The following is a 24473-nucleotide window of genomic DNA, read 5'->3' on the forward strand; positions in this document are numbered from 1 at the left end:
GTCAGGCCTCCGCGAATGGAAAGGCGAGCACGTCGGCAATGGCGTCCGTGCGTGCCAGCACCATGAGCAACCGTTCCACGCCAAGCGCGACGCCCGCGCAATCGGGCATGCGATCCAGCACGGCCAGCAGGTTTTCGTCGATCGGCATCGCCGGCATGCCGCGCGCACGACGCTTCGCGTTGTCCCGTTCGAACCGCTCGCGCTGCTCGGCCGCATCGTTGAGTTCGTGATAGCCGTTGGCCAGTTCGTAGGGACCGACATATACCTCGAAGCGCTTCGCCACCGGCGGTTCTCCCGGGCGGATGCGTGCCAGCGCGCACTGGCTTGCCGGGTAGTCGGACACCACGGTGATGCGGTCGGGCGGGAACGCCGGCTGGATGCGATGGGTCATGAGCAGGTCGAGCCAGTCGTCGCGCTCCAGCCCCTGCGGGTCGATGCCGAAATCGGCCAGCGGTGCCCGGAGCCGTTCCACGGGATCGGCGAGCGGATCGATGCCCAGCGCGTCGTGGAACAGGCTGCGGTAGGTGGTTTCCACCACGCCGAAGGTTCGCCCGGCCTCCACCAGCAGGTGTTCCAGCAGATCGACCACCTCGCGCGCGAGCTTCGCCTCGTCCCAGCCGACGCGGTACCACTCGAGCATCGTGAACTCGGGGTTATGCCTGCCGCCGGCCTCGCCGTCGCGGAAGACACGCCCCAGCTCGTAGCAGTCGCCGACGCCGGCCGCGAGCAGGCGTTTCAGCGGAAATTCCGGCGAGGTGCGCAACCAGCGGTCCGGTGAGCCGGCGTCCACGTGGCCGCCGAAGCGCGTATGGAAACTCAGGATGTTCGGGTCGGTGTTGCCGGCGGCGGAAAGGATGGGCGTTTCCACCTCCAGCACACCGCGCGCGGCGAAGAAGCTGCGGATCCGCCCATACGTAGCCGCGCGGAGGCGCAGTTGGCCGATGTGCTTCACGGCGCGGCCCCATGTTTCGCCAGCAGGGCAAGCAGGTCGGCTTCCGTGTGGACCGGCACGCCGAGTTCCCTGGCCTTGTCGAGCTTGGAGCCCGCGGCCTCGCCTGCGAAAACGGCCGTGGTCTTCTTCGACACGGAGCCTGCGACCTTCGCCCCGAGCGATTCCAGCCGCTCGGTGGCGTCATCGCGTTTGAGCGTCTCCATGGTGCCGGTGATCACGTAGGTATGGCCTTCCAGCGGAAGCGCGGCTGCCGATGCCGCCGGCAACTGCTCGAGCAGCCAGGCCATGTCGACGTAATCGTTGGTGAGCTTTCGGTAGTTGGTCGGATCGCTGATGTATGTCCACAGATTGGCCGCCGCCGCGGATGGCACGCCGGCGATGATCCAGTTGTGCTCACCGGCGGAGACCAGTTCCTGCATGCTCGAGTACGTTTTCGCCAGCAGGGCCGTGCTCTTCGGACCGAGCTTCGGCACCTTGGCCGCTTCGAGCAGCACGTCGAGCCCGAGGCGGTCGCGCAGCTTCGGCGACGGCGCCCCTTCGTCGGCGAAGGTGATACCGGCCTCGAGGAGCGCATCCACCACTTTCTCGTTGCCTTCCTGCTCGAAGAAGGCGGCGATGGAGGTGGCCACCTCGTCGCCGATGTCGGGCAGCACACGCAGTACCGCCGCGGGCGTGCGCCGGACCACAGCCAGGGAACCCAGCCACGTCGCCAGCGTCTTCGCCGTGCTCTCGCCGATGTGCATGATGCCCAGCGCGAAGAGGAAACGCGGCAGCGTGCTCCTCTTGCTGGCCTCGATGGATGCCACGAGGTTCTCGGCCCACTTCGTGGCCACCTTGCCCTGCTTCACCGTTTCCGGGGTGGAACCGTCGCGCTCGTCGGCCAGTGCCTTCATGCGCACGAAGCTCTCCACGGTGAGCCCGTAGAGGTCGGCAGGCGTATGCACCATGTCGAACTCGACGAGGGCGTCCACGAAGCGGTCGCCCAGGCCGTCGATGTCCATGGCGCGGCGCGACGCGAAGTGGATCAGGGCTTCCTTGCGCTGCGCGGCGCAGATGAGGCCGCCCGAGCAGCGGTACGCCGCGGCGCCTTCCTCGCGCAGCAGCTCGGAGCCGCACACGGGGCACGTCGCGGGCATGTGCCACGGCACGGTGTTTGCGGGGCGTCTGTCCGGCACCACGCGGGCCACTTCGGGAATGACGTCGCCGGCACGCCGGACGATGACGGTGTCGCCGATGCGCACGTCGAGGCGCGCGATCTGGTCCGCGTTGTGCAACGTGGCATTGGTGACGGTGACGCCCCCCACCTGCACGGGCATAAGCCGCGCCACGGGCGTGGCGGCACCCGTGCGCCCGATCTGGATCTCGATGTCCTCGACGATGGTCATCTGCTCCTGCGCGGGGTACTTGTGCGCGATGGCCCAGCGCGGCGCACGCGACACGAAACCCATCTCTTCCTGGCCTTCGTAGTCGTCGAGCTTGTAGACGACGCCGTCGATGTCGTACGGAAGGCTGTCGCGCTTCTCGCCGATGCGGCGGTAGTACGCGATAAGTCCCTCGAAGCCTTTCGCCGTCGACACTTCCGGCGACACAGGGAAACCCCACTCGCGCAGCTTCGCCAGCGTGGCCGAATGCGTATCGGGCAGGTCGCCGTCCTCCACGCGGCCCACGGCATAAGCGAAGAACGCCAGGGGCCGTTTCGCGGTGATCGCGGGATCCAGCTGACGCAGCGAACCGGCCGCGCCGTTGCGCGGGTTCGCCAGCGGCTTTTCGCCGGAGGCGCGGGCGCGCTCGTTGAAGGCCTCGAACGCGGCGCGCGGCATGATCACCTCGCCGCGCACTTCCAGCACGCGCGGCCAGTCGTTGCCGCGCAGGCGCAAGGGAATGGCCTTCACCGTGCGCAAGTTGGCCGTGACGTCCTCGCCGACGGCACCGTCGCCGCGTGTGGCGCCTTGCACGAACAGGCCATCTTCGTAGCGCAGGCTGATGGCCAGCCCGTCGAGCTTCGGTTCCACCGAGAACACCGGCTGCTTGCGACCGAGGGTGTGCTCGATGCGGCGCTCGAAGTCGGCCACTTCACGGTATTTCTCACGGTCCGTGTCGCCCTCCTGTTCGAAAGCGTTCCCCAGCGAGAGCATCGGCACCGCATGTACCACTTCCGCGAAGCCACCCTGGGCACGGGCACCCACCCGGCGGGTGGGCGAATCGTCGCTGGCCAGATCGGCGTATTGGTTCTCCAGTGCTTCCAGCTCGCGCATCAGCCGGTCGTACTCGGCATCGGCGATGTCCGGATCGTCCAGCACGTGGTAGCGGTAATTGGCGTCTTCGATCAGTCGACGCAGGGCCTGCGCGCGCTCGACGGCTTCGGCGGGGGCGATGGCTTGGGGCATGTGCAGGGTCCGTGATGGTGTGGCTCGACCGACGCGACCCTGAACTGTCGGCCGAAGGCGCCGCAAAAGCAAGGTCCCTATCCGCTACAATCACCAGGCTATGCCTTTACAAGACGTCAGCAGCCGTACCGACCCCATCGACGTCCCAGCCCTTCCATCCGACCGACCGGCCCTCGCGCCCGCGGAGCCCTCCAGCAAGGCGCGCTACCGCGGCCTCATCTGGCTGGTTTCGGCCGCATTCTTCATGCAGGCGCTGGATTCGACGATCGTGAACACGGCCGTGCCCGCCATCGCGGGCGCGCTCGACGTCACGCCGCTCAGCATGCGCACGGCGCTCACGAGCTACGTGCTGACGCTGGCGGTGTTCATTCCCATGAGCCCATGGCTCTGCGACCGCTTCGGCACACGCCGCGTGTTCGCCGGCGCGATCCTCGTGTTCGCGCTCGGCTCGTTGTTGTGCGGCATGGCGCAGACACTGCCGCAGCTCGTGGTGTCGCGCATCGTTCAGGGCCTGGGCGGCGCCGCGCTCATGCCGGTAGGCCGGTACGTGCTGGTGCGCAGTATCGACCGCCGGGAGTTCGTCAGCTCGATGACCACGGTGGCTACCTTCGGGCTGCTCGGCTCCGTGTTCGGCCCCCTGCTCGGCGGCCTGCTGGTGGAGTTCACCAACTGGCGCCTCATCTTCCTCATCAACGTGCCGGTGGGCCTCGTCGGGTTGCTCCTCAACCGGCGCGAAATGCCCGACTACCGGCTCGACCACGCGCATCGTTTCGACACCTTCGGCTTCCTCCTCTTCGCCGGCGCTTCCGCGCTGTGCCTTCTGGCCGCGGAATCGGTGGGCGCGAAGGGCCATGCGGTCACCGTTGCAGGCTATGCGCTGGGCGCCCTGGCGCTGGCGGCGCTCTACGTGCGGCACAGCCGGCGCACGGATCATCCGGTCACCGACCTGTCGCTGTTGAAGGTGCGCAGTCTATGGGTGGCGCTGGCGGGAAACCTGTTCACGCGCCTCGGCGTGTCGGGCATGTACCTGCTGCTGGTGCTGTTCCTGCAGATCGGCTGTGGCTGGTCGCCCCTGGCCGCCGGCCTGATGATGGTGCCGCAAGCCATCGGCTCCATTACGGTGAAGCCGTTCATCGACCGGCTGCTCACGCACTTCGGCTACCGCAAGCTGTTGCTCGGCAACACCATTGCCGTGTCGGCGGTGCTCTGCGCGTTCGCGCTGCTTTCGCCGGGCACGCCACCCTGGATCGTTGCCGGCTTCGTCTTCGTCTACGGCGCGGTCATGTCGCTTCAGTACACGTCGATGAACACGCTGGCGTACGTCGACCTCGACGTGAAGCACGCTTCCATGGCGTCGTCGATGGCCTCCACGGCGCAATACCTGGCAATGAGCTTCGGCATCGCGCTCGCATCGCTGCTCATGGCAGGATTCCTCGGCTCGCACGATGCCCACAGCTATGTCTGGGCCTTCCGCTGGTCCGTGATCGTGCTGGGCATGGTCACGCTGGCGGCCAGCTGGATATTCGGCCGCCTTCGCGATCCACGCTCGCGGGTGGCCGACTCCCCGGCCTGAACGGCCCGCCCATTCACAGCCATGGTCACGCCGCCGGTTCCCCCGCCGTTTCTGCAGGTGCGTGGCGCAGGTTCCGGTACGCCGTAAGAGCCGCCTCGCGCGACGTCTTGAGGTCCACAAGGGGCAGCGGGTAGCCCGACGCTTTCAGGAAGGCGGGATCTTCCCAGGGCGCGTGCACCAGGCGGCCCGGCGCGTCGGCCAGCTCGGGCACCCAGCGGCGGATGTACGCGCCGTCGGGGTCGAACTTCTCCGACTGCGATACGGGGTTGAATATCCGGAAATACGGCGCGGCGTCCGCGCCGCTTCCCGCCACCCACTGCCAGCCCATCACGTTGTTCGCCAGATCGGCATCCACCAGCGTGTCGCGGAACCAGCGCTCGCCCAGCGTCCAGTGCTGCCGCAGGTTCTTGGTGAGGAGGCTGGCCACCAGCATGCGCACGCGATTGTGCATCCACCCCGTGGCCCACAGTTCGCGCATGCCGGCGTCCACGATGGGAATGCCGGTGCGTCCCTCCTTCCATCGCCGCAACGCGTGGGCGTCGCGACGGGCCCAGCGGAACGCGTCGAACGCGGGGTTGAAGTTTTTCCGGGTGGTCGTCGGGAAGTGATAGAGCAGGTATTGCGAGAATTCCCGCCAGCCCAACTGGCGCAGAAAGGGCTCCGGATCGGCACCGTTCCGCCGCTTCGCGGCGCGTTCGCGCAGGAACGCGGCGATCTGAATGGGCGAGATCTCGCCCCAATGCAGGTGGGGCGACAGGCGCGAGGTGCCATGCCGCGCGGGCAGGTCGCGCCCTTCCGTGTAGTGCGCCAGCGCGTCGTCGGCGAACAGTTCCAGCATCCCGCGCGCGCCACGTTCGCCGGGTGTCCATTCGGCGAAGCCTTTCGCCCAATCCAGCGTGGGCAGGAGTGCCAGCGAGTCGATCGGCACGAGTCCGGGAAGGTCATCACTCACCGGGTACAGGGAAAGTCGCGGCACCTCCCATGGCGCGCGGTCTTCCACGTGCGTGCGCAGCACGCGCCAGAACGGCGTGAACACCTTGTACGGGCCGCCCTGCTTCGTGACGATCGCATCCGGTTCGGACCATAGCGATCCGTTGAACGATTGCACCGCGATGCCTTCGGCTTCCAGTGCCTTCCGCACCTTCGCATCGCGCCGGACGAGGTGTGGTTCGTAAATCCGGTTGAGATACACCGCCTCGGCGCCCGTGGCCGCGATCAGCGCGCGCAGGGCGTCGAGGCTGGACCCGGCAACCACCGTCAGTTGCCCACCCCTGGCGCGAAGCGAGGCGTCCAGCGCGGCCAGCGAGTGGTGGAGCCACCAGCGCCCGGCAGCGCCGGGAGCCCCCTGCCCCTCTTCTTCGGGTGCATGCACGTAAAGGGCGACGATACGATCGTGCGCTGCCGCCGCGGCATGAAGGGCGGGATGGTCGGCAAGACGAAGGTCGCGACGGAACCAGACGATGGCTGTACTCATCGGCAAAGTATCCACAAAGCGCGTGAAATGAGAATCGCGCTCCATCTGCGTTCAGTGAACGGGCTTAGACTGTGTCGGCAGACGGCCACCTTCAAGGTCGTCCCCAAGGAGCCTCCATGAATATCAAGACCGTCCTCGGCCTCCCCCTGGCCGCCCTGCTCGCCACGGCGATGGCCGCCCCCGCATCGGCGGCCGTGCTGACGCGCAGCGACGGCATCTACGTGCGCTGCGACCAGTGTGGCGTGGTGCAGAGCATCGAACACAACGTCACCGCCGGACGCGAGCATGGCACCGCCGGCGCGGTGATCGGCGCCATCGCCGGCGGCGTCCTCGGCAACCAGGTCGGCAAGGGCAAGGGCCGCACCCTCGCCACGGTCGGCGGCGCGGTGGGCGGCGGCTTCGCCGGCAACGCCATCGGCAAGGGCGGCGGCAGCGACAGCTACACGCTGCGCCTGAAGATGGGCACCGGTGGCTACACCAATGTCCAGGTGAAGGACGCTTCGGCCATCCGCGAAGGCGACATCGTGGTCGTGGACGACCAGGGCAACGTGTCGCGCGTGCAGTAAGCCGCCAGGAAGAAATGTGGGAGCCGCTTCAGCGGCGATAGGTGCTTGCCCGCTGCCGCGGGATCGCCGCTGAAGCGGCTCCCACACAGACAAAAATTACGCGGCCGGCAGTTCGAACACCCTGCGCAGGTAGGCGATGTAGTCGGGATCTTCCCCACCCATGCTCTTCCCCGGCGAATCCGACAGCTTCGCCACGGGCTGACCGTTGCAGCGGGTCATCTTGATGACGATGTTGATGGGCGTCGGCCCCACGTCGTTGGTGAGATTGGTGCCCACGCCGAACGAAAGCAGGCACCGCCCGGCGAAATGCCGGTAGAGCTCCATGACGCGCGGTATGTCCAGGCTGTCGCTGAAAACCAGCGTCTTTGTGCGCGGGTCCACCCGGTTCTTCTCGTAATGCGCGATCACCCGGTCGCCCCACACGATGGGGTCGCCGGAATCGTGCCGCGCGCCGTCGAACAGCTTGCAGAAGTACATGTCGAAATCGCGCAGGAACGCATCCAGGCCGTAGACGTCGGACAGCGCGATGCCCAGGTCTCCCCGGTACTCGCGCGCCCAGGCTTCCAGCGCTGCGGTCTGCGAATCGCGCAGGCGCGGGCCCAGCGACTGGAAGGCCTGCAGGTACTCGTGCGCCATGCTGCCGATGGGTACCAGCCCCTGGCGCATCGCCAGCCAGACGTTGCTGGTGCCGGCCAGCTGCGGGCCCAGTTCGTTGCGCAGGATGCCGAGCATCTCTTCATGCCAATCGCGCGAAAAGCGGCGGCGTGTGCCGTAATCGGCGATGCGCACGCTTTCGTACCCTGGCGTGTCGCGCAGCAGCGCGATCTTCGCGCGCAGGCGCGCCCTGCCCTCGTCCAGATCGATGTCCGGACAGGTCGCCCGGAAATACAGTTCGTTCACGATGGCGAGCAGCGGCACCTCGAACATGATGGTGTGCAGCCACGGGCCGGCGATCACGATCTCGATCTCGCCTTCCGCTTTCGTCGACGGTTGGATCGTCACGTACTTCGCGTTGAGCTGGAACAGGCCGAGGAAATCGACGAAGTCGCTGTCGATGAAGCGAAGGCTGCCCAGGTAGGCCAGCTCCTCCTCGGTGAAGCGCAGGCTGCACAGTGCCTTCAGTTCCTCGCGGATGCTGTCGATCAGCGGCACGAGGTTCACGCCGGGGGTGCGGCAGCGGAACCGGTACTCGACCTGCGCGGCCGGGTACTGGTGCAGCACCACCTGCATCATCGTGAACTTGTAGAGGTCGGTGTCGAGCAGCGATTGCACAATCATGCGCTGGCGCCCGTGGCGGCGATCTGCCGGTTCACCGCGTCCACGAACGGCTGCGTGCCGGGCCAGGAGGTGATGCGGCCGAGCTTCTTGCCCCGGTGGAAAAGGAAGAAGGCGGGAATGCCGTGCAGTCCGAAACGCGTAGCCATGGTGGGATCGTCGTACACGTTGTCGTGCAGCCAGCGCACCTCCGGCCACGCGAAGCGTTCCGGCGTGAGCAGGATCTGGCGCTTGGCGATATCGCAGTTGGGACAGTCGCGCCCCCACAGGAAGAGGATGGCGATGCGGTTGTCGTCGGCGGCCAGATTGGCGTCGAGTTCGCGGTCGACGATGCGTTCCATCGGAAAGCGCTGGAAGAACTCGGGAACGCTGGTATCGGACATGGGAAAATCCGTGATCGGGTCGAACAGCCCACATGGGGTCGGTGCGGCGATAATCCGAGGGTACCTCCACCAGGGATTTTCCGTGCGCACCTTTCTCGCCTGTCTGCTCCTGCTCTGTGCAGCTCCGGCCATGGCGGCCAACCTCGTCGTCGACACGGGCGCGGGGCCCCGCACGTTCACCACGGAACAGCTGCTGGCGCGGCCCGACACCCGGGACATCGAGGTACCCGGAGACGTCTCGTACCACCGCACGGCCCGTTACCGTGCCATACCGTTGCGCGCCCTCCTGCCGGGCGTGCCGGCGGACGCGCACCTGCAGTTCGTGGCGCTCGATGGCTTCGCGGCCGAGGTGCCGGCGTCACTGGCGCTGGGAGGCCGCGGCGCGGAAGCCTGGCTCGCCATCGAGCCGGCCGCCGGGTGGCCTCCGCTGGGCGAGGGCAAGCCCAGCGCCGGGCCCTTCTATCTCGTGTGGCTGCATCCGGAAGCGGCGCACGTGGGGCCCGAACAATGGCCTTACCAGGTAGCCTCGATCCGTGTGCTGGCCCCGCCCGCGGCGCGCTTCCCGGCCATGCAGCCGGCAGCGTCGCTGCCGCCGGACGCCCCAGCCCGGCGCGGCTTCGCCGTGTTCCAGCGCAACTGCCTCAGCTGCCACACCCTCAACGGCCAGGGCGACGCGAAGCTCGGGCCGGACCTCAACCTGCCGCATAGCCCCACCGAATACCTCCGCGACGACATGTTCCGCACGCTCGTGCGCAACCCGCAGGATCTCCGGCACTGGCCGCAAGCGAAGATGCCGGGCTTCGACAGGAAAGTGCTTTCGGATGCGGATCTGGACGACCTGGTGGCGTATCTGAAGCACATGGCGACGCGTAAGCGGAAAGCCTCGCCGTAACGCCGGAGATTCTGTGGGAGCCGCTTCAGCGGCGATGGGTGCTCGCGGCAAGGTTGCCCGCTGCCGCGGGATCGCCGGCATAGCCGGCTCCCACAATGAGCAGGTCGGCTCCCACAAAAGAGCGGCCTGCTTTCTGTGGGAGCCGCTTCAGCGGCGATGGGTGCTCGCGGCAAGATGGCCCGCTGCCGCGGGATCGCCGGCATAGCCGGCTCCCACAGTAGCGCGCGACAAGCGTTCGAGTTCCTGGGTACGTGCCGCCGGAGACAGCTTCGCCAGCACTCTCACCCGCGCAAAGAACGCCGGCCACGAGCGGCCGGTTTCTTCGAACAGTGCCGCGAACGACGGCACCCAGGTGTCGTAAAGGCCGAACGGCAACAGCATTGCGTTGTTGAGGGATCGCGACATCCAACGGTCGTAGCGGTGATCGCCGTCGGCCTCGCCGTCGCGCCACACGAGGTAGCGCCCACGGAAGTCCTCGAACTCCTCCGCCTTGGCCACGCGCTTCGCTTCGTCGGTCCAGGGCTCGGCATAGAGGGCTTTCAGGCGCTCCCGCAAGGCCAGCACCTGCTGCGTGAATGCACGCTCCAGCGCGTCGCCCTTTTCGTCGGGCTGCGGCAGGTTCCGCGCGGAACGCCATTCGCGCAGGCCTTCGCGCTCCACGAAGCTGGCGAACGACTCGTTGAACGACGAGTCGTCCTTCACGTAGATCTTCTGGTGCGCAAGCTCGTGGAAGATTGTGCCGGCGAGTTCGTCGTCGTCCCAGCGCAGCATGCTGCTCAGTATCGGATCGGCAAACCATCCCAGCGTGGAGTACGCCGGCACTTCGCCGATGGCGACGTCGTGGCCCAGAGCCTTCTCACGCGCGGCCTCGCGCCGGGCGAGGTCCTGATCGAAATAACCGCGGTAGGCGACACAACCGGCGATAGGAAAACAATGCGTCACCGGCGACACGGAGAGCGCCGGCGTGGCGAACACGTTCCAGGCACCCCATGGACGATCGAGCTGCACGTAATACGTGTAGCTGCGATTGTCCGGCAGATCCAGCTGCGAGGACGCGAAGCGCCGGGCCTCAATGGCCAGTTCGAGCCGGCGACGGGTGGCTTGCGGAACCTTCGGGTCCGCAAGCACCTTCGCGATCGGGCGGCGTTCGTGGAGAAGCGCCGCCTGCCCATGGGCCACGTGGGCGTAGTAACCGATGGAGCGGCACCCCGAGACCAGGAGCACGAGGATGGCGGCGATGGCGATGCGCATCGCGCCATTGTGCCGTACCTTCAATCCGGCGTGCGCCCCCCGGTCATCGATTGCAGCACGCCGTCCCTGCGAATGAGCCCGTGCATCAGCGCCGCGCCCATGTGCGCCAGGAAGGTGAGGAAGAACAGCCACGCGAGGTAGCGATGTGCCTCGCGCAGCCAGGCGAACACGAGGGGATCGCTCGGCAGGATGGGTGGCAACAGCAGGCCGCCGCCCAGCGTCACCGGGTAATTGCCGGCCGAGAGCATGCCCCACCCGATCAGCGGCAGCGCGATCATCAAGGCGTAGAGCAGCCAGTGCGACGCATGGGCGGCCAGCTTTTGCCACAACGGCATGTCCGCCGGCAGCGGCGGCGCCGGATGCGTCAGGCGGAAGCCCAGGCGAATGAGCGCCAGCACGAAGATGGTGATGCCCAGCGGCTTGTGGATCGCCAGAAGCCAGTCGTGCTTCGTCTCCACGGTGCTCACCATGCCGGCGCCGACGAAGAGCATGGTCAGGATCATCAGCGCCATCAACCAATGCAGCACCCGCGCGAAGGGATGGAACGTGTCGGAACGGCTCATCGCTTGTCCTCCCCCGGATGCTTCGTGCCCGGCACGTGGGCTTCCTCGCTCGTACGGCGGAGGTACGAGTCCGCATAGGTGGCCGAGCGTGCGGCGAGCAGCGGATCGTCGGACGTCTCGATGCCGCGCGGCAGGATCGTCGGATCGTAGTTCACGTCACGGCACGGGCCGTCGGCCTGCGGCTGCGAAGAAGTGAGCACGAGCGTGCCGGCGTCCACCGTTCTGCGGTCGTCGGGCCACGCGATCGTCGCGTCGTCCACGGCGTCGCCGGGTGCGGCGAAGACCATTTGCAGGTGCCAGCGCAGTGGGCCCGCGGTGAGGCGCTTCCCGATGTCCGCGGCGAGGTAGTCGGTGTCGCCGGCGGCCGGGCCGCCGTCTCCTTCCGCCGGCTGTTCCGGCACCATCGCCCAGCGCACGGCATGGCGGTCGCCCGCCGCATCGCGCAGATAGAAGGCGTTGATGCTGCGATAGGTCTCGGTGGCGTAGCTGGCCGACGGCTTCGCGGTCTTCACCCAGGCGAGGAATCGCGCGGTTTCCGGATGGCTGGTGAAGAACGCCTTCGTCTTGGCGGGATCGGGTTTGCCCGTTGCCGGGTCGGCATGCGTGGCCATCTGCAGCGCGTAGAAGGCCTGCGGCGTGGACACCGGGAACACCGCCATGGCGTTCATGCCGGTGCGCCACTGCTCGCCGTCGGGCAGGTCGAAACGCAGCGCGAGGCTGCGGATGGGCACGCTGCTGTCGGCCGCATAGGGATTGCTGCCCGGGAGCGCGAAGCGGCCCACCACGGGGGTGGAGGTACCCGCGGCGAAAAGCGGGGCGGTGGAAAAGCCCGCCAGGGCGCCATTGGCTTCGAAGCGGCCGGCGACACAGACGCCCTTGGCATGGTTGCGCCGGAACCCCGCGTGCTCGCCGCCGTTCGCCGCCACGGCGTTCACCAGGCGGTGCGGCGTGAGCCGGTCCGGCGCGAGCCAGCCCGCCACATAGCCGAAGGCGGCCGCGGACCCGGCCACGGCCAGGCCGATCAAGGCCCAGCGCCAGGCCGTATGGGTCGGAGGGCGGGAGCGTGGCCCGGTTTCGTCTGTCATGTCTGCATCCTGTCCAGGTGGTCGTTCCAGGGTGGGACGTACGTCAGGGACTTTTATTCCCTCCCCCGGGAATAATCCACGGCACGGGACGTCATACGTCCGACGACCGCCCGGCGGAGGCCCGGCATGCCCACCCCGAACATTGACGACGAACTGCGCACGATGCTGCCGCGCCTGCGGCGCTTCGCGCTTTGGCTCGCCCGGGATGTCCATGCCGCGGACGATCTCGTGCAGTCCACAATCGAACGCGCGCTGTCGCGCTGGAAGACGCGACGGGAGGAACATAGCCTGCGCGCCTGGCTCTTTTCGATCCTCTACCGACTTTTTCTTGATGGAAAACGCCGCGCCAGTCGCTATGCGCTGCTGATCGGATCGCTGTCGGAAGAAGAGCCCACATGGCCCTCGGCGGAACGCGTGGCCGTGGCGCACTCCACGCTGGCCGCTTTCGCCGCGCTGCCGCCGGAACAGCGCAGCCTGCTGATCTGGGTCTCGGTCGAGGGCCTGAGCTACCAGGAGGTGGCCGACATCCTCGACGTACCGATCGGCACCGTCATGTCCCGCCTCTCCCGCGCGCGCCGCGCCTTGCGCCAGCTTGGCGAAGGCGACCCCCAATCCCCTTCCCTGCGACTGTTGAAATGAACCTCACGCCTCCGAGCGAACACGATATCCACGCCTACGTGGACGGCCACCTGGACGACCCGCGCCGGGGCGAGGTGGAGCGCTACCTGTCGCGCCATGCGGAACAGGCCGACGAGGTCCACGCCTGGCGCCAGGATGCGCAGCAGTTGCGGGCCCTGCTGGCGGGCGACCTGGCGCCGGCGCCGGCGCTGGACCCGTCGCGCGTGCGCGAGCGCGCACGGCAACGGCGCTTCGCGCGCCTGGGCATGGCCGCCGGCATCGTCCTGTGCCTCTTCGTCGGCGGTATCGCGGGCTGGGCCGCCCGCGGCATCGGTTCCGGCGATGCGCCGATGGCGGACGCGATGCAGGCCTACCGGCTGCTCGCGCTGGATCGTGGCGTCGGCATGGACATCACCACCGGCAACGAGAACGACCTGCGCTCCTGGCTCTCCGGCCGCGTGGGACAGGACGTGCGCCTGCCGGACCTCGCCGATGCCGGCTTCCGGCCCATCGGCGGCCGCCTGTTCGCGACGAACGAGGGACCGGCGGCCATGGTGCTTTACGACGACGGCAGCGGGCATACGGTGAGCTTCTATGTCCGGCCGCCGGGGCCGGCGCGGCATTTCCTGCCGCGCGGCACCCGCGAGGACGACGGTCTGCTGGCGAACTACTGGTCGGAAGGCGGCCACAACTACGCCGTGGTGGCGGTGGCCGATGCCGCCGGCCGGCAGGCGGCGGAGCGCGTCACCGGCAAGGCGATCTGACGGCGCCACAACGGGACGGGCCGCGGCACCTCGTAGGAGCGCGCCCTGCGCGCGACATGTTTTCGCGCCAGTTCCCAACCTTGCGCCCCAGCTCCGGGGCACGGCCTCAAAACATGTCGTACCCGACGCGGGCATAAACGCGCAGGGCGCGCTCCTACGTGCGCTCGTGCAGTTCGCCGGAGTGCAGTTCCAGCGTGCGGTCCATGCGGCCGGCCAGCCGCGAGTCGTGCGTGACGAGCACGAAGCTCGTCCCGATCTCGCGGTTGAGTTCCAGCATCAACTCGTACACGTGCGCGGCATTGGCCTCGTCGAGGTTGCCGGTGGGCTCGTCACCCAGCACGCACGCGGGACGCGTGACCAGCGCGCGGGCCACGGCGCAGCGCTGACGTTCGCCGCCGGACATCTCCGCCGGACGATGGCGCAGGCGCGCGGAGAGCCCCACGCGCTCCAGCAACGCCGTCGCTTCCTTTTCGGCCTGCCCGATCGACACGCCGCGGATGAGCAGCGGCATGCACACGTTCTCGAGCGCCGTGAATTCCGGCAGCAGGTGGTGGAACTGGTAGATGAAGCCGAGCGAGCGGTTGCGCTCACGGCCGCGCTCGGCATCCGACAGCTCGGAAAGTACCCTGCCGTTCACCTCCACCTTGCCTGCGGTGAGCGTGTCGAGGCCGCCGATGATGTGCAGCAGCGTGGACTTGCCGGAACCCGACGCACCGACGATGGCCATGGTCTCGCCACGACGCAGCGCGAAGTTCACGTTGGAAAGGACGCCCGTGCGCAGGTCGCCCTCCTCATAGACCTTGGCGACGCCGGTGGCGCGCAGAACGATGTCGTCGTTTGGCTTATTCATAGCGAAGCGCCTGGGCGGGCTGCGTGCGCGAAGCGCGCCACGCCGGATACAGGGTGGCCAGCAGAGAGAAGGCGAACGTCACCAGTACCACCCAGCCCACGTCCGACCAGAGCAACTGACTCGGCAGCTCGCTGATGTAGTACACGTCCGGCGAAAGGAACGTCTGGCCGGTGATGTGCTCGATCCACTTCACGAGCGCCGGCAGGTTCAGCGACAGCACGGCGCCGAGCAGCACGCCGAAAGCGATGCCCACCACGCCCACCAGCACGCCCTGCACCATGAACATGCCCATGATGCTGCGCGGCGTCGAGCCCAGCGTGCGCAGGATGGCGATGTCCGCCTGCTTGTCGGTGACCAGCATCATCAGCATGGAAATGAGGTTGATGACGGCCACGAGGATGATCAGCGAGAGGATGATGAACATCACCTTCTTTTCCATGTCGATGGCACGGAAGAAGTTGGCGTGCGTATCCATCCACGTTTCCACGCGATAGGACTGGCCAAGCTTGTTCACCAATTCCTGCGCCACCGGCCATGCCTCGCGCATGTCGTCCAGCTTCAGGCGGATGCCCGTGGGGCCGTCGAAGCCGTTCAGGCGTTCGGCGTCCTGCATGGAGATGAGCGCCAGGTTGGCGTCGTATTCCTGCATGCCCAGTTCGAAGATACCGCTGACGGTGAAGCTTCGCAGTTTCGGCACCGCCCCCATGGGCGTGGCCGTGAACTGGGGCACCACCACGGTGACCTTGTCGCCGACCTGCACGCCGAGCGTAAGGGCGAGCTCCCGGCCGAGCACGATCTTCCAGCTGCGGTCGGTCAGGTCGGACATCTTGCCTTCGACCATGTGCCGGTCGATGTCGGACACGTTGGGTTCCATCGACGGCAGCACGCCGCGGATGAGCGCACCGCTGGGGCGCCGGGCCTGGAGGAAGGCCTGGATCTCCACGTAGGGTGCCGCGCCACGCACGTGCCTGGTGCTTTCCGCGGTCTTCACCGCGTTCTGCCAGTTCTGCACCGTTTCGTCGATGCCGGACACGGTGACGTGCGAGACGGCACCCAGGATACGGTTGCGCAGTTCGCTGTCGAAGCCGTTCATGACCGACATGACCGTGATGAGCGCGGTGACGCTGATCGCGATGCACACGATCGACACGGTGGAAATGAAGGAAATGAACTGGTTGCGACGCTTTGCCCGCGTATATCGCAGTCCGATGAAGAGCTCTAGGGGTCTGAACATACCTGTCGACAACTGCCTGGGATGAGGGGGTGCCGAGTTGAGACACGCACCGCGCCGCAGAGTGCCCGATGCGGCCCGCGGGGGCAAGCCGACCCTTGGCGGGGGCCCGGCGTTCCCTCTTACTTACCGAATCCCTGTGGGAGCTGCTTCAGCAGCGATCCCGCGGCAGCGGGCAAGCTTGCGGCAAGCACCCTATCGCCGCTGAAGCGGCTCCCACAAGGGTTTATCGGGCCATGTAGCAACAGGGCGAGTCAGATTCCGTGCGATCGGATGCGGGCGCGCAGAAGGCGCAGGTCGTCGGGCGGCACGTTGTCTGGCAGGAGGGCCAGCTGTACCGCGCCCTTCCGCCAGCCGAGGTGCAGGAACACCGCGCCGGAGAACACGCGGGCATGGCGCAATTCGGCCGGCACCGTGCGACCGGTGCGGAGCGTAATGGTCCACAAGCCTGCCTGCGATAGCGATACCGCGACGACGGGTGGCTCGCGGAACGCGCCAAGGCGTCGAAAGCCGTACCCCGCGACGATGGCCGCGAGCACCGGGCGGAGATACCAAGGCAGCGAGGTAAAGAACGGGGCTGCGGTCGCCAGGAGCAGCACCGTTGCCACGAGAGTTGTCAGCGTGGCCGAAGGCCGGTAATCAAAGCCGATGCCTCGTGCGGATGTCATCGATGATTGCCTGCCAGTCGTCGCGCGGGGCGCGGGCATGGCCCATCACCCAATCCCAGAGATCGGGATCCTGCACGTCCAGCAGTTCGTCGAACGCCAGCCGCGCGGCCTCGTCGGCGTCGGCGAAGCGCTCGTCGAGCCAGCCGCCGAAAAGACGGTCCAGTTCGCGCGTACCGCGACGGGTGCGCCAGCGCAGGCGTTTGAGGCGGGCTTCGTCCATCCTGAATCGACTCCTGCAGCTACGATGCCTTGTGTGGGAGCCGCTTCAGCGGCGATGGGTGCTCGCGACAGGCTTGCCCGCTGCCGCGGGATCGCCGACATAGCCGGCTCCCACAAGGTATGGCATGACCAGAAGCTGCCGAAGTCAGGCCGAACGACGCTCCACGATCAGCTTCTTGATCTCCGCGATCGCCTTCGCCGGGTTCAGACCCTTCGGGCAGGTGCGCGCGCAGTTCATGATCGTATGGCAGCGGTAGAGCTTGAACGGGTCTTCGAGGTCGTCCAGGCGGTTGCCGGTGTCCTCGTCGCGGCTGTCCACGATCCAGCGATAGGCCTGGAGAAGGATGGCCGGACCGAGGTAGCGGTCGCCGTTCCACCAGTAGCTGGGGCACGACGTGGAGCAGCACGCGCAGAGGATGCACTCGTAAAGACCGTCGAGCTTCTTGCGGTCTTCCGGCGACTGCAGGCGCTCCTTGTCGGCCGGCGCCGGGCTCTGCGTGCGCATCCACGGCTTGATGGAGGCGAACTGCGCATAGAAGTGCGTGAGGTCGGGCACCAGGTCCTTCACCACCGGCATGTGCGGCAAGGGATAGATGTTGACCGTGCCGCTGCCGCAGTCCTCGATGGCCTTGGTGCATGCCAGCGTGTTCGTGCCGGCGATGTTCATGGCGCACGAGCCGCAGATGCCTTCGCGGCACGAACGGCGCAGCGAGAGCGTGGAATCGATCTCGTTCTTGATCTTCAGCAGGGCGTCGAGAACCATCGGACCGCACGTGTCGAGATCGACCTCGTACGTGTCGGTGCGGGGGTTCTGGCCGTCATCCGGCGTCCAGCGGTACACCTTGAAGGTGCGCACGTTCTTCGCGCCCTTCGCCGGGAAATGCTTGCCGGCCTGGATCTTGGAATTCTTGGGTAGCGTGAACTCTGCCACGATGGCCTCTCCGGTCCGGTATCAGTAAACGCGCTTCTTCGGCGGCACGACTTCGACGTCGTCCGTCAAGGTGTACATATGCACCGGGCGGAAGTCGAAGCGGGACTTGCCGGCCTCGTCGATCCACACCAGCGTGTGCTTCTGCCACTCGTGGTCGTCGCGGTCCGGGAAATCCTCGCGGGCATGGGCGCCGCGGCTTTCAGGGCGCTGCTCGGCCGAATGCATGGTGGCCACGGCCTGCGCGAGCAGGTTCGACAACTCCAGCGTTTCGATGAGGTCGGAGTTCCACACCAACGAACGATCGGTGACCTTCACGTCCTGGAACTTCGAGTACACCTCGGAGATCTTCTGCGAACCTTCCTTCAGCGTCTCCCCCGTGCGGAACACGGCGGCGTCGGACTGCATGGTCTTCTGCATGTCGGCGCGGATCTGTGCCGTGGGCGTGCCGCCGTTGGCATAGCGCAGTGCGTCGAAGCGTCCGAGCACCTTGTCCAGCGCGTTCGCCGGCAGGTCGCGGTGCGGGGCGCCCGGCTTGACGATCTCGGCGCAACGGTTCGCCACCGCGCGGCCGAACACCACGAGGTCGAGCAGCGAGTTCGAACCGAGGCGGTTCGCGCCGTGCACGGACACGCACGCGGCTTCGCCGATGGCGAACAGGCCCGGCACCACGGCATCCGGATCGTCGCCCAGCTTGGTGACGACTTCGCCGTGGTAGTTGGTGGGGATGCCGCCCATGTTGTAGTGGACGGTCGGCAGCACGGGAATCGGCTCCTTCGTGACGTCGACGCCCGCGAAGATGCGCGCGGATTCGGCGATGCCCGGCAGGCGCTCGTGGATGACCTCGGGGCCAAGGTGCATCAGATTGAGGTGGATGTGGTCCTTGTTAGGGCCCACGCCACGGCCTTCGCGGATCTCGATGGTCATCGCGCGGCTGACGACGTCGCGCGAGGCGAGGTCCTTCGCGTTCGGGGCATAGCGCTCCATGAAGCGCTCGCCCTCGGAGTTCGTGAGATAGCCGCCTTCGCCGCGCACGCCCTCGGTGATGAGGCAGCCGGCGCCGTAGATCCCCGTGGGATGGAACTGCACGAATTCCATGTCCTGCAGCGGCAGGCCGGCACGCAGCACCATGCCGCCGCCGTCTCCCGTGCAGGTGTGCGCCGAGGTGGCGCTGAAGTAGGCGCGGCCGTAGCCGCCGGTGGCCATCACCACGGCGTGGCCGCGGAACAGGTGCAGCGTGCCCTCGTTCATGTCGAGCGCCAGCACGCCCACGCACTTGCCTTCCTCGAAGATGAGGTCGATGGCGAAGTACTCGATGAAGAACGTGGCGTCGTGCGCCAGCGCCTGCTGGTACAGCGTGTGCAGGATGGCGTGGCCGGTACGATCGGCCGCGGCGCAGGTACGCTGCGCGGTGCCCTGACCGTAATGCGTGGTCATGCCGCCGAACGGGCGCTGGTAGATCTTGCCTTCCTCGGTACGCGAGAACGGCACGCCGTAGTGTTCGAGTTCGATGATGGCCGGGATGGCCTCGCGGCACATGTACTCGATGGCGTCCTGGTCGCCGAGCCAGTCGGAACCCTTGATCGTGTCGTAGAAGTGGAAGCGCCAGTCGTCCTCGCCCATGTTGCCGAGCGCGGCCGAGATACCGCCCTGCGCAGCCACGGTGTGCGAGCGCGTCGGGAACACCTTGGTGATGCAGGCGGCCTTGAGGCCCTTCTCGGCCAGGCCGAAGGTCGCGCGCAGGCCGGCGCCACCGGCACCCACCACGATCACGTCGTACTTATGTTGTTGAACCTTGTAGGCTTCCATCGATCAGCTTCCGAGCGCGACGCGCAGCACGGCCAGTACGCCCGCGAGCGCGGCGAGTACGGCGATGAACTTGATGAGCACCAGCGAGACCACTTCGAGCCAGCGCGTGTGGACGTAGTCTTCGATCACGACCTGCAGGCCCAGCACCGCATGGCGGAACATGGTGATCAGCAGGGCGGCGAGCAGCACCGCGTTCCACGGCTTCGCCAGCGTGGCGCGCGCGGTGGCGTAGTCGGAGTGCATGAGGCCCAGAACGGTGACCACGAACCAGACGGTGAGGAACACCAGGCCAAGGGCGGTGACGCGCTGGAGCATCCAGTGGCTGACACCTTCCTTCGCCGAACCCAGGCCGCGAGCGCGGGCCAGCGGATTGCGCAGGTCGCGGCTCATGCGTGACCTCCGGCGAGCACATACGCCCAGACGGCAACGGTGAGCACGATCGAGACGATGATCGACAGCCAGCTGCTGCGGACGAACGCGGGAATGGAGTAACCGGTGCCGGTGTCCTGCACCAGGTGACGGATGCCGTTGGCCAGGTGGTAGAAGAAGGCCAGGGTCCAGCCGAACAGCACCACCATGCCCAGCGGGCTGCCGGCGCAGTCGGTGAAGGTGGCGAAGGCCTCCGGGCCGGCGGCGACGGCCGCGAGACCCCAGACGAGGAGCAGGCTACCGACGGCGAGAACGATGCCGGTGGCACGATGCAGGATGGAGGTCACCATCTGCACTTGCCACTTGTAGACCTGGAGATGCGGTGAGAGCGGGCGTCCCGTTTGTGCCATGGCGGCTATCCTGATTGGAATCGCTGGTGCCCGACGGTTTCTCTCTTCGCCTTCCGGTTCTCAGAAGTCGATGCAGCGTCCGTTCTTTTCCCAGTCGCCGTAACGCGTTGGGTCCAATGGCGCTTTCTCGACCCCTGCTTCGCCGTTCGTGGGGACGACCGGCGGAACGAGCGGCTTCGCCGGAGCGGAATCGTTCGTGCCCTTGGGTTCGGAGGGATTGTCGGACATGGTTATAAAGCCCTGAAAGCGTAATACCTGTGCCACGGCAGCACAACCTTGACGAATGCGTCGGACCTTGGGAAGGCCCCGGCCGGACCGTATATCTTACCCCTCCCCTCCCTCCTCCGCCTCCCCCATGCCGAGCACTACCACTCGTACGATAACCCTCACCGGCCCGGACGCCGCGGGCTTCGCCAATGCCCAGTTCAGCAGCGACATCCTGTCGCTCGCCCCCGGCCGATGGCAGTGGAGCGGCTGGCTGGACCCCAAGGGACGCGTACGTGCCCTGCTCCAGGTAGCGCGGGTTTCGGAAGAGCGGTTCGTGGCGGTGCCGCGGGGTGGCGACGCGCAGGCGCTCGCACAGGACCTGGCGCGCTTCGTGTTCCGCGCCAAGGTGAAGATCGAGGTATCGCAGGAACGTCATACCGCCGATGGCGACGCGCTTGCCGACGGCGAAGCGAGGGAAACCGACGATGGCGTGTTGACGCTCGGTGAAGGCGATGCATCGTTGCGCATCGGTGCGAGCGAAGGCGACGACGCGTGGATTGCGCGCCACATCGCGAAAGGTTTTGCATGGTTGCCGGATGCTGCTCTCGGCACGTTGCTTCCACCGGCACTGTCCATGGAACGGCTGGGTGCCGTCGCATTCGACAAGGGATGTTTTCCCGGTCAGGAAATTGCAGCGCGCCTGCATTTCCTCGGCGGCCACAAGCGTCATCTGCATGCGGCACGCGTGGAAGGCGAAACGAATCTCGCGAACGGCCAAGCGCTGCGCATTCACGGCAAGGATGCAGGCGTGGTGTTGATGCACGTGCACATCAGCAATTCGCCTACGACTCTTGTCGTACTCGACGATACGGCGACACAGGAGGAGACTCTTGATATCGACGATGCGCGCCTTCATCTCATCTCGACATTCGCAGAATAACGCGCGCTGTTTCGAAAAAACTGTTCGCGCATGTGTGTGAGTCGAAGCTGAACCAAGCGCCCTCTGCACTTGCGCAAACGGCGAAGCGCCACTAGGCTCCGCCGATCCATTTCACGTGGCCGTGGTGTTTCGACACGGTTACACCCGCGACGAACCGTCGAAGATGACGGTTCTGGCGCGACCCGGTCCCCACCGGAGAACGAGCGACGCGCACCGTTTCCGCGCGAGCCGAAAACCCCATACCGGACGGCTCCGGACAGCCGCCCAGTACAGTCACAGTGTGTGACGCCCGAGTCATCCGTGCTTATCAGATTCAACGGGTGCCATCGGTTGGTCCAGGTAGTAACGGCCTGCCCGCCCGTCTACCGCTCATACGTCTCCCATGGCCCTCCAGCCGCAAGTGACGGAAAAGCTCGTTGGAGGCAGATACACATGAAACTCTCCGCTTTGCTCTGGATGGCGTCCGTCCTCCCGAGCCACCTCGCCGACCAGACGTGCCTGGCGACGACGGTTTACCTCGAGGCACGCAGCGAACCCACCATCGGCCAGTACGCCGTGGCGGAAGTGGCCCTGAGGCGACGCGATCGCCGCATGGGCGGCAGCAATGTCTGCGACGTCGTCAAGGCGCCGCGCCAGTTCGCCATCACCACCACACCGAAGGATTTCGAGATCAACGATCTCGTGGCGTGGAACAAGGCATGGAAAATCGCCGGCGACTCCCTCAACAACTGGAGCCTGCCGAAGAGCGAACGCCTCGTTTATGTTCCGCAGGCGGATCATTTCGCCACCGTCGCGGTTTCGCCGAGCTGGTCTGCCAGCCGCGTCGTTCGCAAGATCGGCGACCACGCGTTCTACGCCGTCAACTGACGCGCTAACAACTTGCGGGGAAAAGGGATCCAGGCGGGCAGCTTGGGATCTCCGGGAAAAAGGGGCCCTCGGACGAGGGTCTTTTTTTTGCGCAAAGAAAAGGGCCCGCTTGCGCGGACCCTTCTCAGCTTTGGACGTCTATACGTCTCAACGACGATACACGTGATCCCCGCGCACCTCGACGTAATCGCCGCGACGCAGTTGCGGATCTTCCCGCTGCGTGACAGTGGCCCAACGGCCGTCGTCGAGGCGGATACGCACACGGAACGCCACATCGTTCGCGCCGTTGCGCTTGCCTACCTGGTTGCCGACGACACCGCCGACCACCGCGCCGCCGACGGTCGCCGCCGAGCGGCCATCACCCTTGCCGATGGTGTTGCCGAGCAGACCGCCCGCCACGGCGCCGATCACGGCGCCAAGCGGGGAAGAATCCTTCTCCACGTACACCTGCTCGACATCCTCCACCACGCCGCACTGCTCGCAACCGCGCGGTGCACCGGAATACACGACGCGATCGTCCCGATAAACCCGACGCGGCTGCTCATAGCAGGCCGTCAAAGACAATGTGGCCAGAGCCGCGGCAACGAGACCGGCCTTCCGAACGATGCTGTGCATGGGGTGTACTCCTTTGGAAAGGGATTTGTGGATCAGCGCGCGTCAGAGACCGCGACGACGCCTTCCTGCACCTCGACACGGTCGCCCGGGTCGTGGTCCATGCGCACCGAACGGGTCACGCCGTTGTATTCGTAGCGGACGTCGTAAGCCACGATCTTGTCGCTGCCCGGCACCGAGTTGCACTTGCGCACCGTGCTGGTGACGGTATTGGTTTCCTGACGGCGCTCCTGGATCTCGTGACCGGCGTAACCGCCGCCCACCGCGCCGGCCACCGTCGCCAGCGTGCGGCCCTTGCCGCCACCGATCTGGTTGCCGAGCAGACCGCCCGCGACCGCACCGATGGCGGTACCCGCGATCTGGTGCTGGTCCTTCACCGGAGCCCGGCGGGTCACCACCTCGTCGTGGCACTCGCGGCGGCCTTCGGTGGTTTCGCGAACCGGGTCGACACTGACCACACGGGCATACTTCGGACCGGCAGGCGCCGGTGCGATCGGCTCGGCAGCGGGCGCCGCTCCTGGGGCCGGCGCGTTCGCCACATCGGCATTCGCGTCGCGGTTGCAGGCGGACAGGCCAAATACCAGGGCCGCGCCCAAAGCGGCGTTCAGGACGGAAATCTTCAACCTGCTCATACCCTAATCTCCACTGTGTATCGGCGGTCCGACAGTGCCTGAGCCCCATCACCCAAAGCCGCCTCGGTCGCCATTTGACAGTCGTTAAACTGAACGACGCCTTAGACTCCCTCTTACGTTCATTCAGGCATCACACCCACATGCTCGACCTCGTAGACACCCACGCGCACCTGGACGACGCCTCGTTCGATGTCGACGGCGATGCCATGTTCGAGCGTTCGCGCGAGGCAGGCGTGCGGCGCTGGGTCGTTCCCGCGATCGACCGCGGCAACTGGGAGCGGATCGAACGCCTTGCCGCGTCGCGCGAAGGCGTTTCCGTCGCCTATGGCCTGCATCCCCTCTTCCTGACGAACCATCGGGACGAGCATCTGGACGAACTCCCCGCCTGGCTCGAACGCCACGGCGCCGTGGCGGTGGGCGAGATCGGCCTGGACTTCTACGTCGACGGGCTCGACCCGGAACGCCAGCGCGATCTGTTCCATCGGCAACTGGCGATAGCCCGGGAACACGACCTGCCGGTCATCGTGCACGCCCGGCGAGCGTTCGAGGAAGTGATCCACACCTTGCGCCGCACAGGCGGATTGCGTGGCGTGGTGCACAGTTTCTCGGGCAGCGAGGAGCAGGCGCGGCAGCTGTTCGACCTCGGCTTCCACATCGGCATCGGCGGCCCGGTCACTTACGAGCGCGCCCACCGCATCCACCGCGTCGTGGCCACCATGCCCCTCGACCGGCTGCTCCTCGAAACCGACGCCCCCGACCAGCCGTGCTCGCAGCACCGGGGGGAGCGCAACGAGCCCGCCTATATGCGGGAGGTGCTGCGCACGGTGGCGGACCTGCGCGGGGAGTCGGAAGCGGACGTGGCCGCGCAGACCACGGCCAACGCCACGGCGCTGTTTCACTTGTAAGCAACAGCCTATTGCTCGCGTCAGGCAATTCTTGCTAGCCTGA

The 24473-nt window shown here is 66.7% G+C and carries 27 protein-coding genes; 8 read left to right on the forward strand and 19 right to left on the reverse strand.

What is annotated here, in order from left to right:
• Nucleotide 1: 1 nt before the first annotated feature.
• Nucleotides 2-952 carry an EF-P lysine aminoacylase EpmA gene (epmA, locus tag HBF26_RS13650; RefSeq protein WP_167127500.1) on the reverse strand — a complete coding sequence of 317 codons (951 nt, stop codon included), beginning with the start codon at nucleotides 950-952 and terminating at the stop codon, nucleotides 2-4.
• Nucleotides 949-3339 (reverse strand): NAD-dependent DNA ligase LigA, encoded by a 2391-nt coding sequence (gene ligA, locus HBF26_RS13655; RefSeq protein WP_167127503.1) that lies wholly within the window; start codon nucleotides 3337-3339, stop codon nucleotides 949-951. Before ligA ends, epmA begins: the two co-directional genes overlap by 4 nt.
• A 100-nt stretch (nucleotides 3340-3439) precedes the next feature.
• Here ligA and HBF26_RS13660 point away from each other — a divergent pair, with 100 nt between their 5' ends.
• Nucleotides 3440-4912: an MFS transporter gene (locus tag HBF26_RS13660; protein WP_167127506.1), complete on the forward strand. Its 1473-nt coding sequence runs from the start codon at nucleotides 3440-3442 to the stop codon at nucleotides 4910-4912.
• Nucleotides 4913-4937: 25 nt separating this feature from the next.
• Here the strand turns inward: HBF26_RS13660 and HBF26_RS13665 are convergent, their stop codons facing one another.
• Entirely contained in the window at nucleotides 4938-6386 is a 1449-nt protein-coding gene (locus HBF26_RS13665; protein WP_167127509.1) for a cryptochrome/photolyase family protein, read from the reverse strand.
• A 116-nt stretch (nucleotides 6387-6502) separates the two neighbouring features.
• Here HBF26_RS13665 and HBF26_RS13670 point away from each other — a divergent pair, with 116 nt between their 5' ends.
• Nucleotides 6503-6952: a glycine zipper 2TM domain-containing protein gene (locus HBF26_RS13670; protein WP_167127512.1), complete on the forward strand. Its 450-nt coding sequence runs from the start codon at nucleotides 6503-6505 to the stop codon at nucleotides 6950-6952.
• A 96-nt stretch (nucleotides 6953-7048) separates the two neighbouring features.
• Here HBF26_RS13670 and pncB read toward each other — a convergent pair whose 3' ends face one another.
• Nucleotides 7049-8230, reverse strand: coding sequence for a nicotinate phosphoribosyltransferase (pncB, locus tag HBF26_RS13675; RefSeq protein WP_167127515.1), 1182 nt, complete (start codon nucleotides 8228-8230; stop codon nucleotides 7049-7051).
• On the reverse strand, nucleotides 8227-8610 hold the full coding sequence (locus HBF26_RS13680; RefSeq protein ID WP_167023978.1) for a thioredoxin family protein: 384 nt from the start codon (nucleotides 8608-8610) through the stop codon (nucleotides 8227-8229). Before HBF26_RS13680 ends, pncB begins: the two co-directional genes overlap by 4 nt.
• Nucleotides 8611-8692: 82 nt before the next feature.
• Between HBF26_RS13680 and HBF26_RS13685 the strand changes: the two genes are divergently transcribed.
• Complete coding sequence (locus HBF26_RS13685; RefSeq protein ID WP_167127518.1) at nucleotides 8693-9502, forward strand: c-type cytochrome; 810 nt, start codon at nucleotides 8693-8695, stop codon at nucleotides 9500-9502.
• A 147-nt stretch (nucleotides 9503-9649) separates the two neighbouring features.
• Here HBF26_RS13685 and HBF26_RS13690 read toward each other — a convergent pair whose 3' ends face one another.
• From HBF26_RS13690 to HBF26_RS13700, 3 genes are read right to left on the reverse strand one after another with little or no spacing between them, the layout of a single operon-like run.
• Nucleotides 9650-10753 carry an aminopeptidase gene (locus HBF26_RS13690; protein ID WP_167127521.1) on the reverse strand — a complete coding sequence of 368 codons (1104 nt, stop codon included), beginning with the start codon at nucleotides 10751-10753 and terminating at the stop codon, nucleotides 9650-9652.
• Between the two features lie 20 nt (nucleotides 10754-10773).
• Nucleotides 10774-11316 carry a cytochrome b gene (locus HBF26_RS13695; protein ID WP_167127524.1) on the reverse strand — a complete coding sequence of 181 codons (543 nt, stop codon included), beginning with the start codon at nucleotides 11314-11316 and terminating at the stop codon, nucleotides 10774-10776.
• The gene (locus HBF26_RS13700; RefSeq protein ID WP_167127527.1) at nucleotides 11313-12401 is read right to left on the reverse strand and encodes a catalase family peroxidase; all 1089 of its coding nucleotides are present in this window, start codon (nucleotides 12399-12401) and stop codon (nucleotides 11313-11315) included. The genes HBF26_RS13695 and HBF26_RS13700 overlap by 4 nt, the downstream gene beginning before the upstream one ends.
• Nucleotides 12402-12527: 126 nt before the next feature.
• Here HBF26_RS13700 and HBF26_RS13705 point away from each other — a divergent pair, with 126 nt between their 5' ends.
• Together HBF26_RS13705 and HBF26_RS13710 are read left to right on the forward strand one after the other, a co-directional pair.
• On the forward strand, nucleotides 12528-13040 hold the full coding sequence (locus HBF26_RS13705; protein ID WP_167127530.1) for an RNA polymerase sigma factor: 513 nt from the start codon (nucleotides 12528-12530) through the stop codon (nucleotides 13038-13040).
• On the forward strand, nucleotides 13037-13783 hold the full coding sequence (locus HBF26_RS13710; RefSeq protein ID WP_167127533.1) for an anti-sigma factor family protein: 747 nt from the start codon (nucleotides 13037-13039) through the stop codon (nucleotides 13781-13783). Before HBF26_RS13705 ends, HBF26_RS13710 begins: the two co-directional genes overlap by 4 nt.
• 154 nt (nucleotides 13784-13937) lie before the next feature.
• On the opposite strand, the gene lolD is transcribed toward HBF26_RS13710, so the two are convergent.
• The 9 genes from lolD to HBF26_RS13755 all read right to left on the reverse strand — a co-directional run bounded on the left by lolD (nucleotide 13938) and on the right by HBF26_RS13755 (nucleotide 20495).
• Nucleotides 13938-14633 (reverse strand): lipoprotein-releasing ABC transporter ATP-binding protein LolD, encoded by a 696-nt coding sequence (gene lolD / locus HBF26_RS13715; RefSeq protein ID WP_167127536.1) that lies wholly within the window; start codon nucleotides 14631-14633, stop codon nucleotides 13938-13940.
• A complete protein-coding gene (locus HBF26_RS13720) occupies nucleotides 14626-15867 on the reverse strand; it encodes a lipoprotein-releasing ABC transporter permease subunit (protein WP_167127539.1) in 1242 nt (413 codons plus the stop codon). Before HBF26_RS13720 ends, lolD begins: the two co-directional genes overlap by 8 nt.
• Nucleotides 15868-16118: 251 nt before the next feature.
• The gene (locus HBF26_RS13725) at nucleotides 16119-16532 is read right to left on the reverse strand and encodes a hypothetical protein (RefSeq protein ID WP_167127542.1); all 414 of its coding nucleotides are present in this window, start codon (nucleotides 16530-16532) and stop codon (nucleotides 16119-16121) included.
• On the reverse strand, nucleotides 16504-16752 hold the full coding sequence (locus tag HBF26_RS13730) for an FAD assembly factor SdhE (RefSeq protein ID WP_167127546.1): 249 nt from the start codon (nucleotides 16750-16752) through the stop codon (nucleotides 16504-16506). Before HBF26_RS13730 ends, HBF26_RS13725 begins: the two co-directional genes overlap by 29 nt.
• Before the next feature lie 144 nt (nucleotides 16753-16896).
• A complete protein-coding gene (locus tag HBF26_RS13735; RefSeq protein ID WP_167023946.1) occupies nucleotides 16897-17682 on the reverse strand; it encodes a succinate dehydrogenase iron-sulfur subunit in 786 nt (261 codons plus the stop codon).
• 21 nt (nucleotides 17683-17703) lie between these two features.
• A complete protein-coding gene (sdhA, locus tag HBF26_RS13740) occupies nucleotides 17704-19488 on the reverse strand; it encodes a succinate dehydrogenase flavoprotein subunit (protein ID WP_167127549.1) in 1785 nt (594 codons plus the stop codon).
• Nucleotides 19489-19491: 3 nt separating this feature from the next.
• Entirely contained in the window at nucleotides 19492-19878 is a 387-nt protein-coding gene (sdhD, locus tag HBF26_RS13745; protein WP_167127552.1) for a succinate dehydrogenase, hydrophobic membrane anchor protein, read from the reverse strand.
• A complete protein-coding gene (gene sdhC / locus HBF26_RS13750; protein WP_167127555.1) occupies nucleotides 19875-20267 on the reverse strand; it encodes a succinate dehydrogenase, cytochrome b556 subunit in 393 nt (130 codons plus the stop codon). The genes sdhD and sdhC overlap by 4 nt, the downstream gene beginning before the upstream one ends.
• A 60-nt stretch (nucleotides 20268-20327) precedes the next feature.
• A complete protein-coding gene (locus HBF26_RS13755) occupies nucleotides 20328-20495 on the reverse strand; it encodes a DUF1674 domain-containing protein (protein ID WP_167023934.1) in 168 nt (55 codons plus the stop codon).
• A gap of 127 nt (nucleotides 20496-20622) precedes the next feature.
• Here HBF26_RS13755 and ygfZ point away from each other — a divergent pair, with 127 nt between their 5' ends.
• Together ygfZ and HBF26_RS13765 are read left to right on the forward strand one after the other, a co-directional pair.
• Nucleotides 20623-21414, forward strand: coding sequence for a CAF17-like 4Fe-4S cluster assembly/insertion protein YgfZ (gene ygfZ, locus HBF26_RS13760; protein ID WP_167127558.1), 792 nt, complete (start codon nucleotides 20623-20625; stop codon nucleotides 21412-21414).
• Nucleotides 21415-21846: 432 nt separating this feature from the next.
• The gene (locus tag HBF26_RS13765; RefSeq protein ID WP_167127561.1) at nucleotides 21847-22281 is read left to right on the forward strand and encodes a cell wall hydrolase; all 435 of its coding nucleotides are present in this window, start codon (nucleotides 21847-21849) and stop codon (nucleotides 22279-22281) included.
• A gap of 147 nt (nucleotides 22282-22428) precedes the next feature.
• On the opposite strand, the gene HBF26_RS19790 is transcribed toward HBF26_RS13765, so the two are convergent.
• Both HBF26_RS19790 and HBF26_RS13775 read right to left on the reverse strand, forming a co-directional pair.
• Nucleotides 22429-22896, reverse strand: coding sequence for an outer membrane lipoprotein (locus HBF26_RS19790; RefSeq protein ID WP_167023925.1), 468 nt, complete (start codon nucleotides 22894-22896; stop codon nucleotides 22429-22431).
• Between the two features lie 32 nt (nucleotides 22897-22928).
• Nucleotides 22929-23525: a glycine zipper 2TM domain-containing protein gene (locus HBF26_RS13775; RefSeq protein ID WP_167127565.1), complete on the reverse strand. Its 597-nt coding sequence runs from the start codon at nucleotides 23523-23525 to the stop codon at nucleotides 22929-22931.
• Nucleotides 23526-23665: 140 nt separating this feature from the next.
• Here HBF26_RS13775 and HBF26_RS13780 point away from each other — a divergent pair, with 140 nt between their 5' ends.
• A complete protein-coding gene (locus tag HBF26_RS13780) occupies nucleotides 23666-24430 on the forward strand; it encodes a TatD family hydrolase (RefSeq protein WP_167127568.1) in 765 nt (254 codons plus the stop codon).
• Nucleotides 24431-24473: the final 43 nt, after the last annotated feature.

Source organism: Luteibacter jiangsuensis, from assembly GCF_011742555.1.
Lineage (GTDB): Bacteria > Pseudomonadota > Gammaproteobacteria > Xanthomonadales > Rhodanobacteraceae > Luteibacter > Luteibacter jiangsuensis.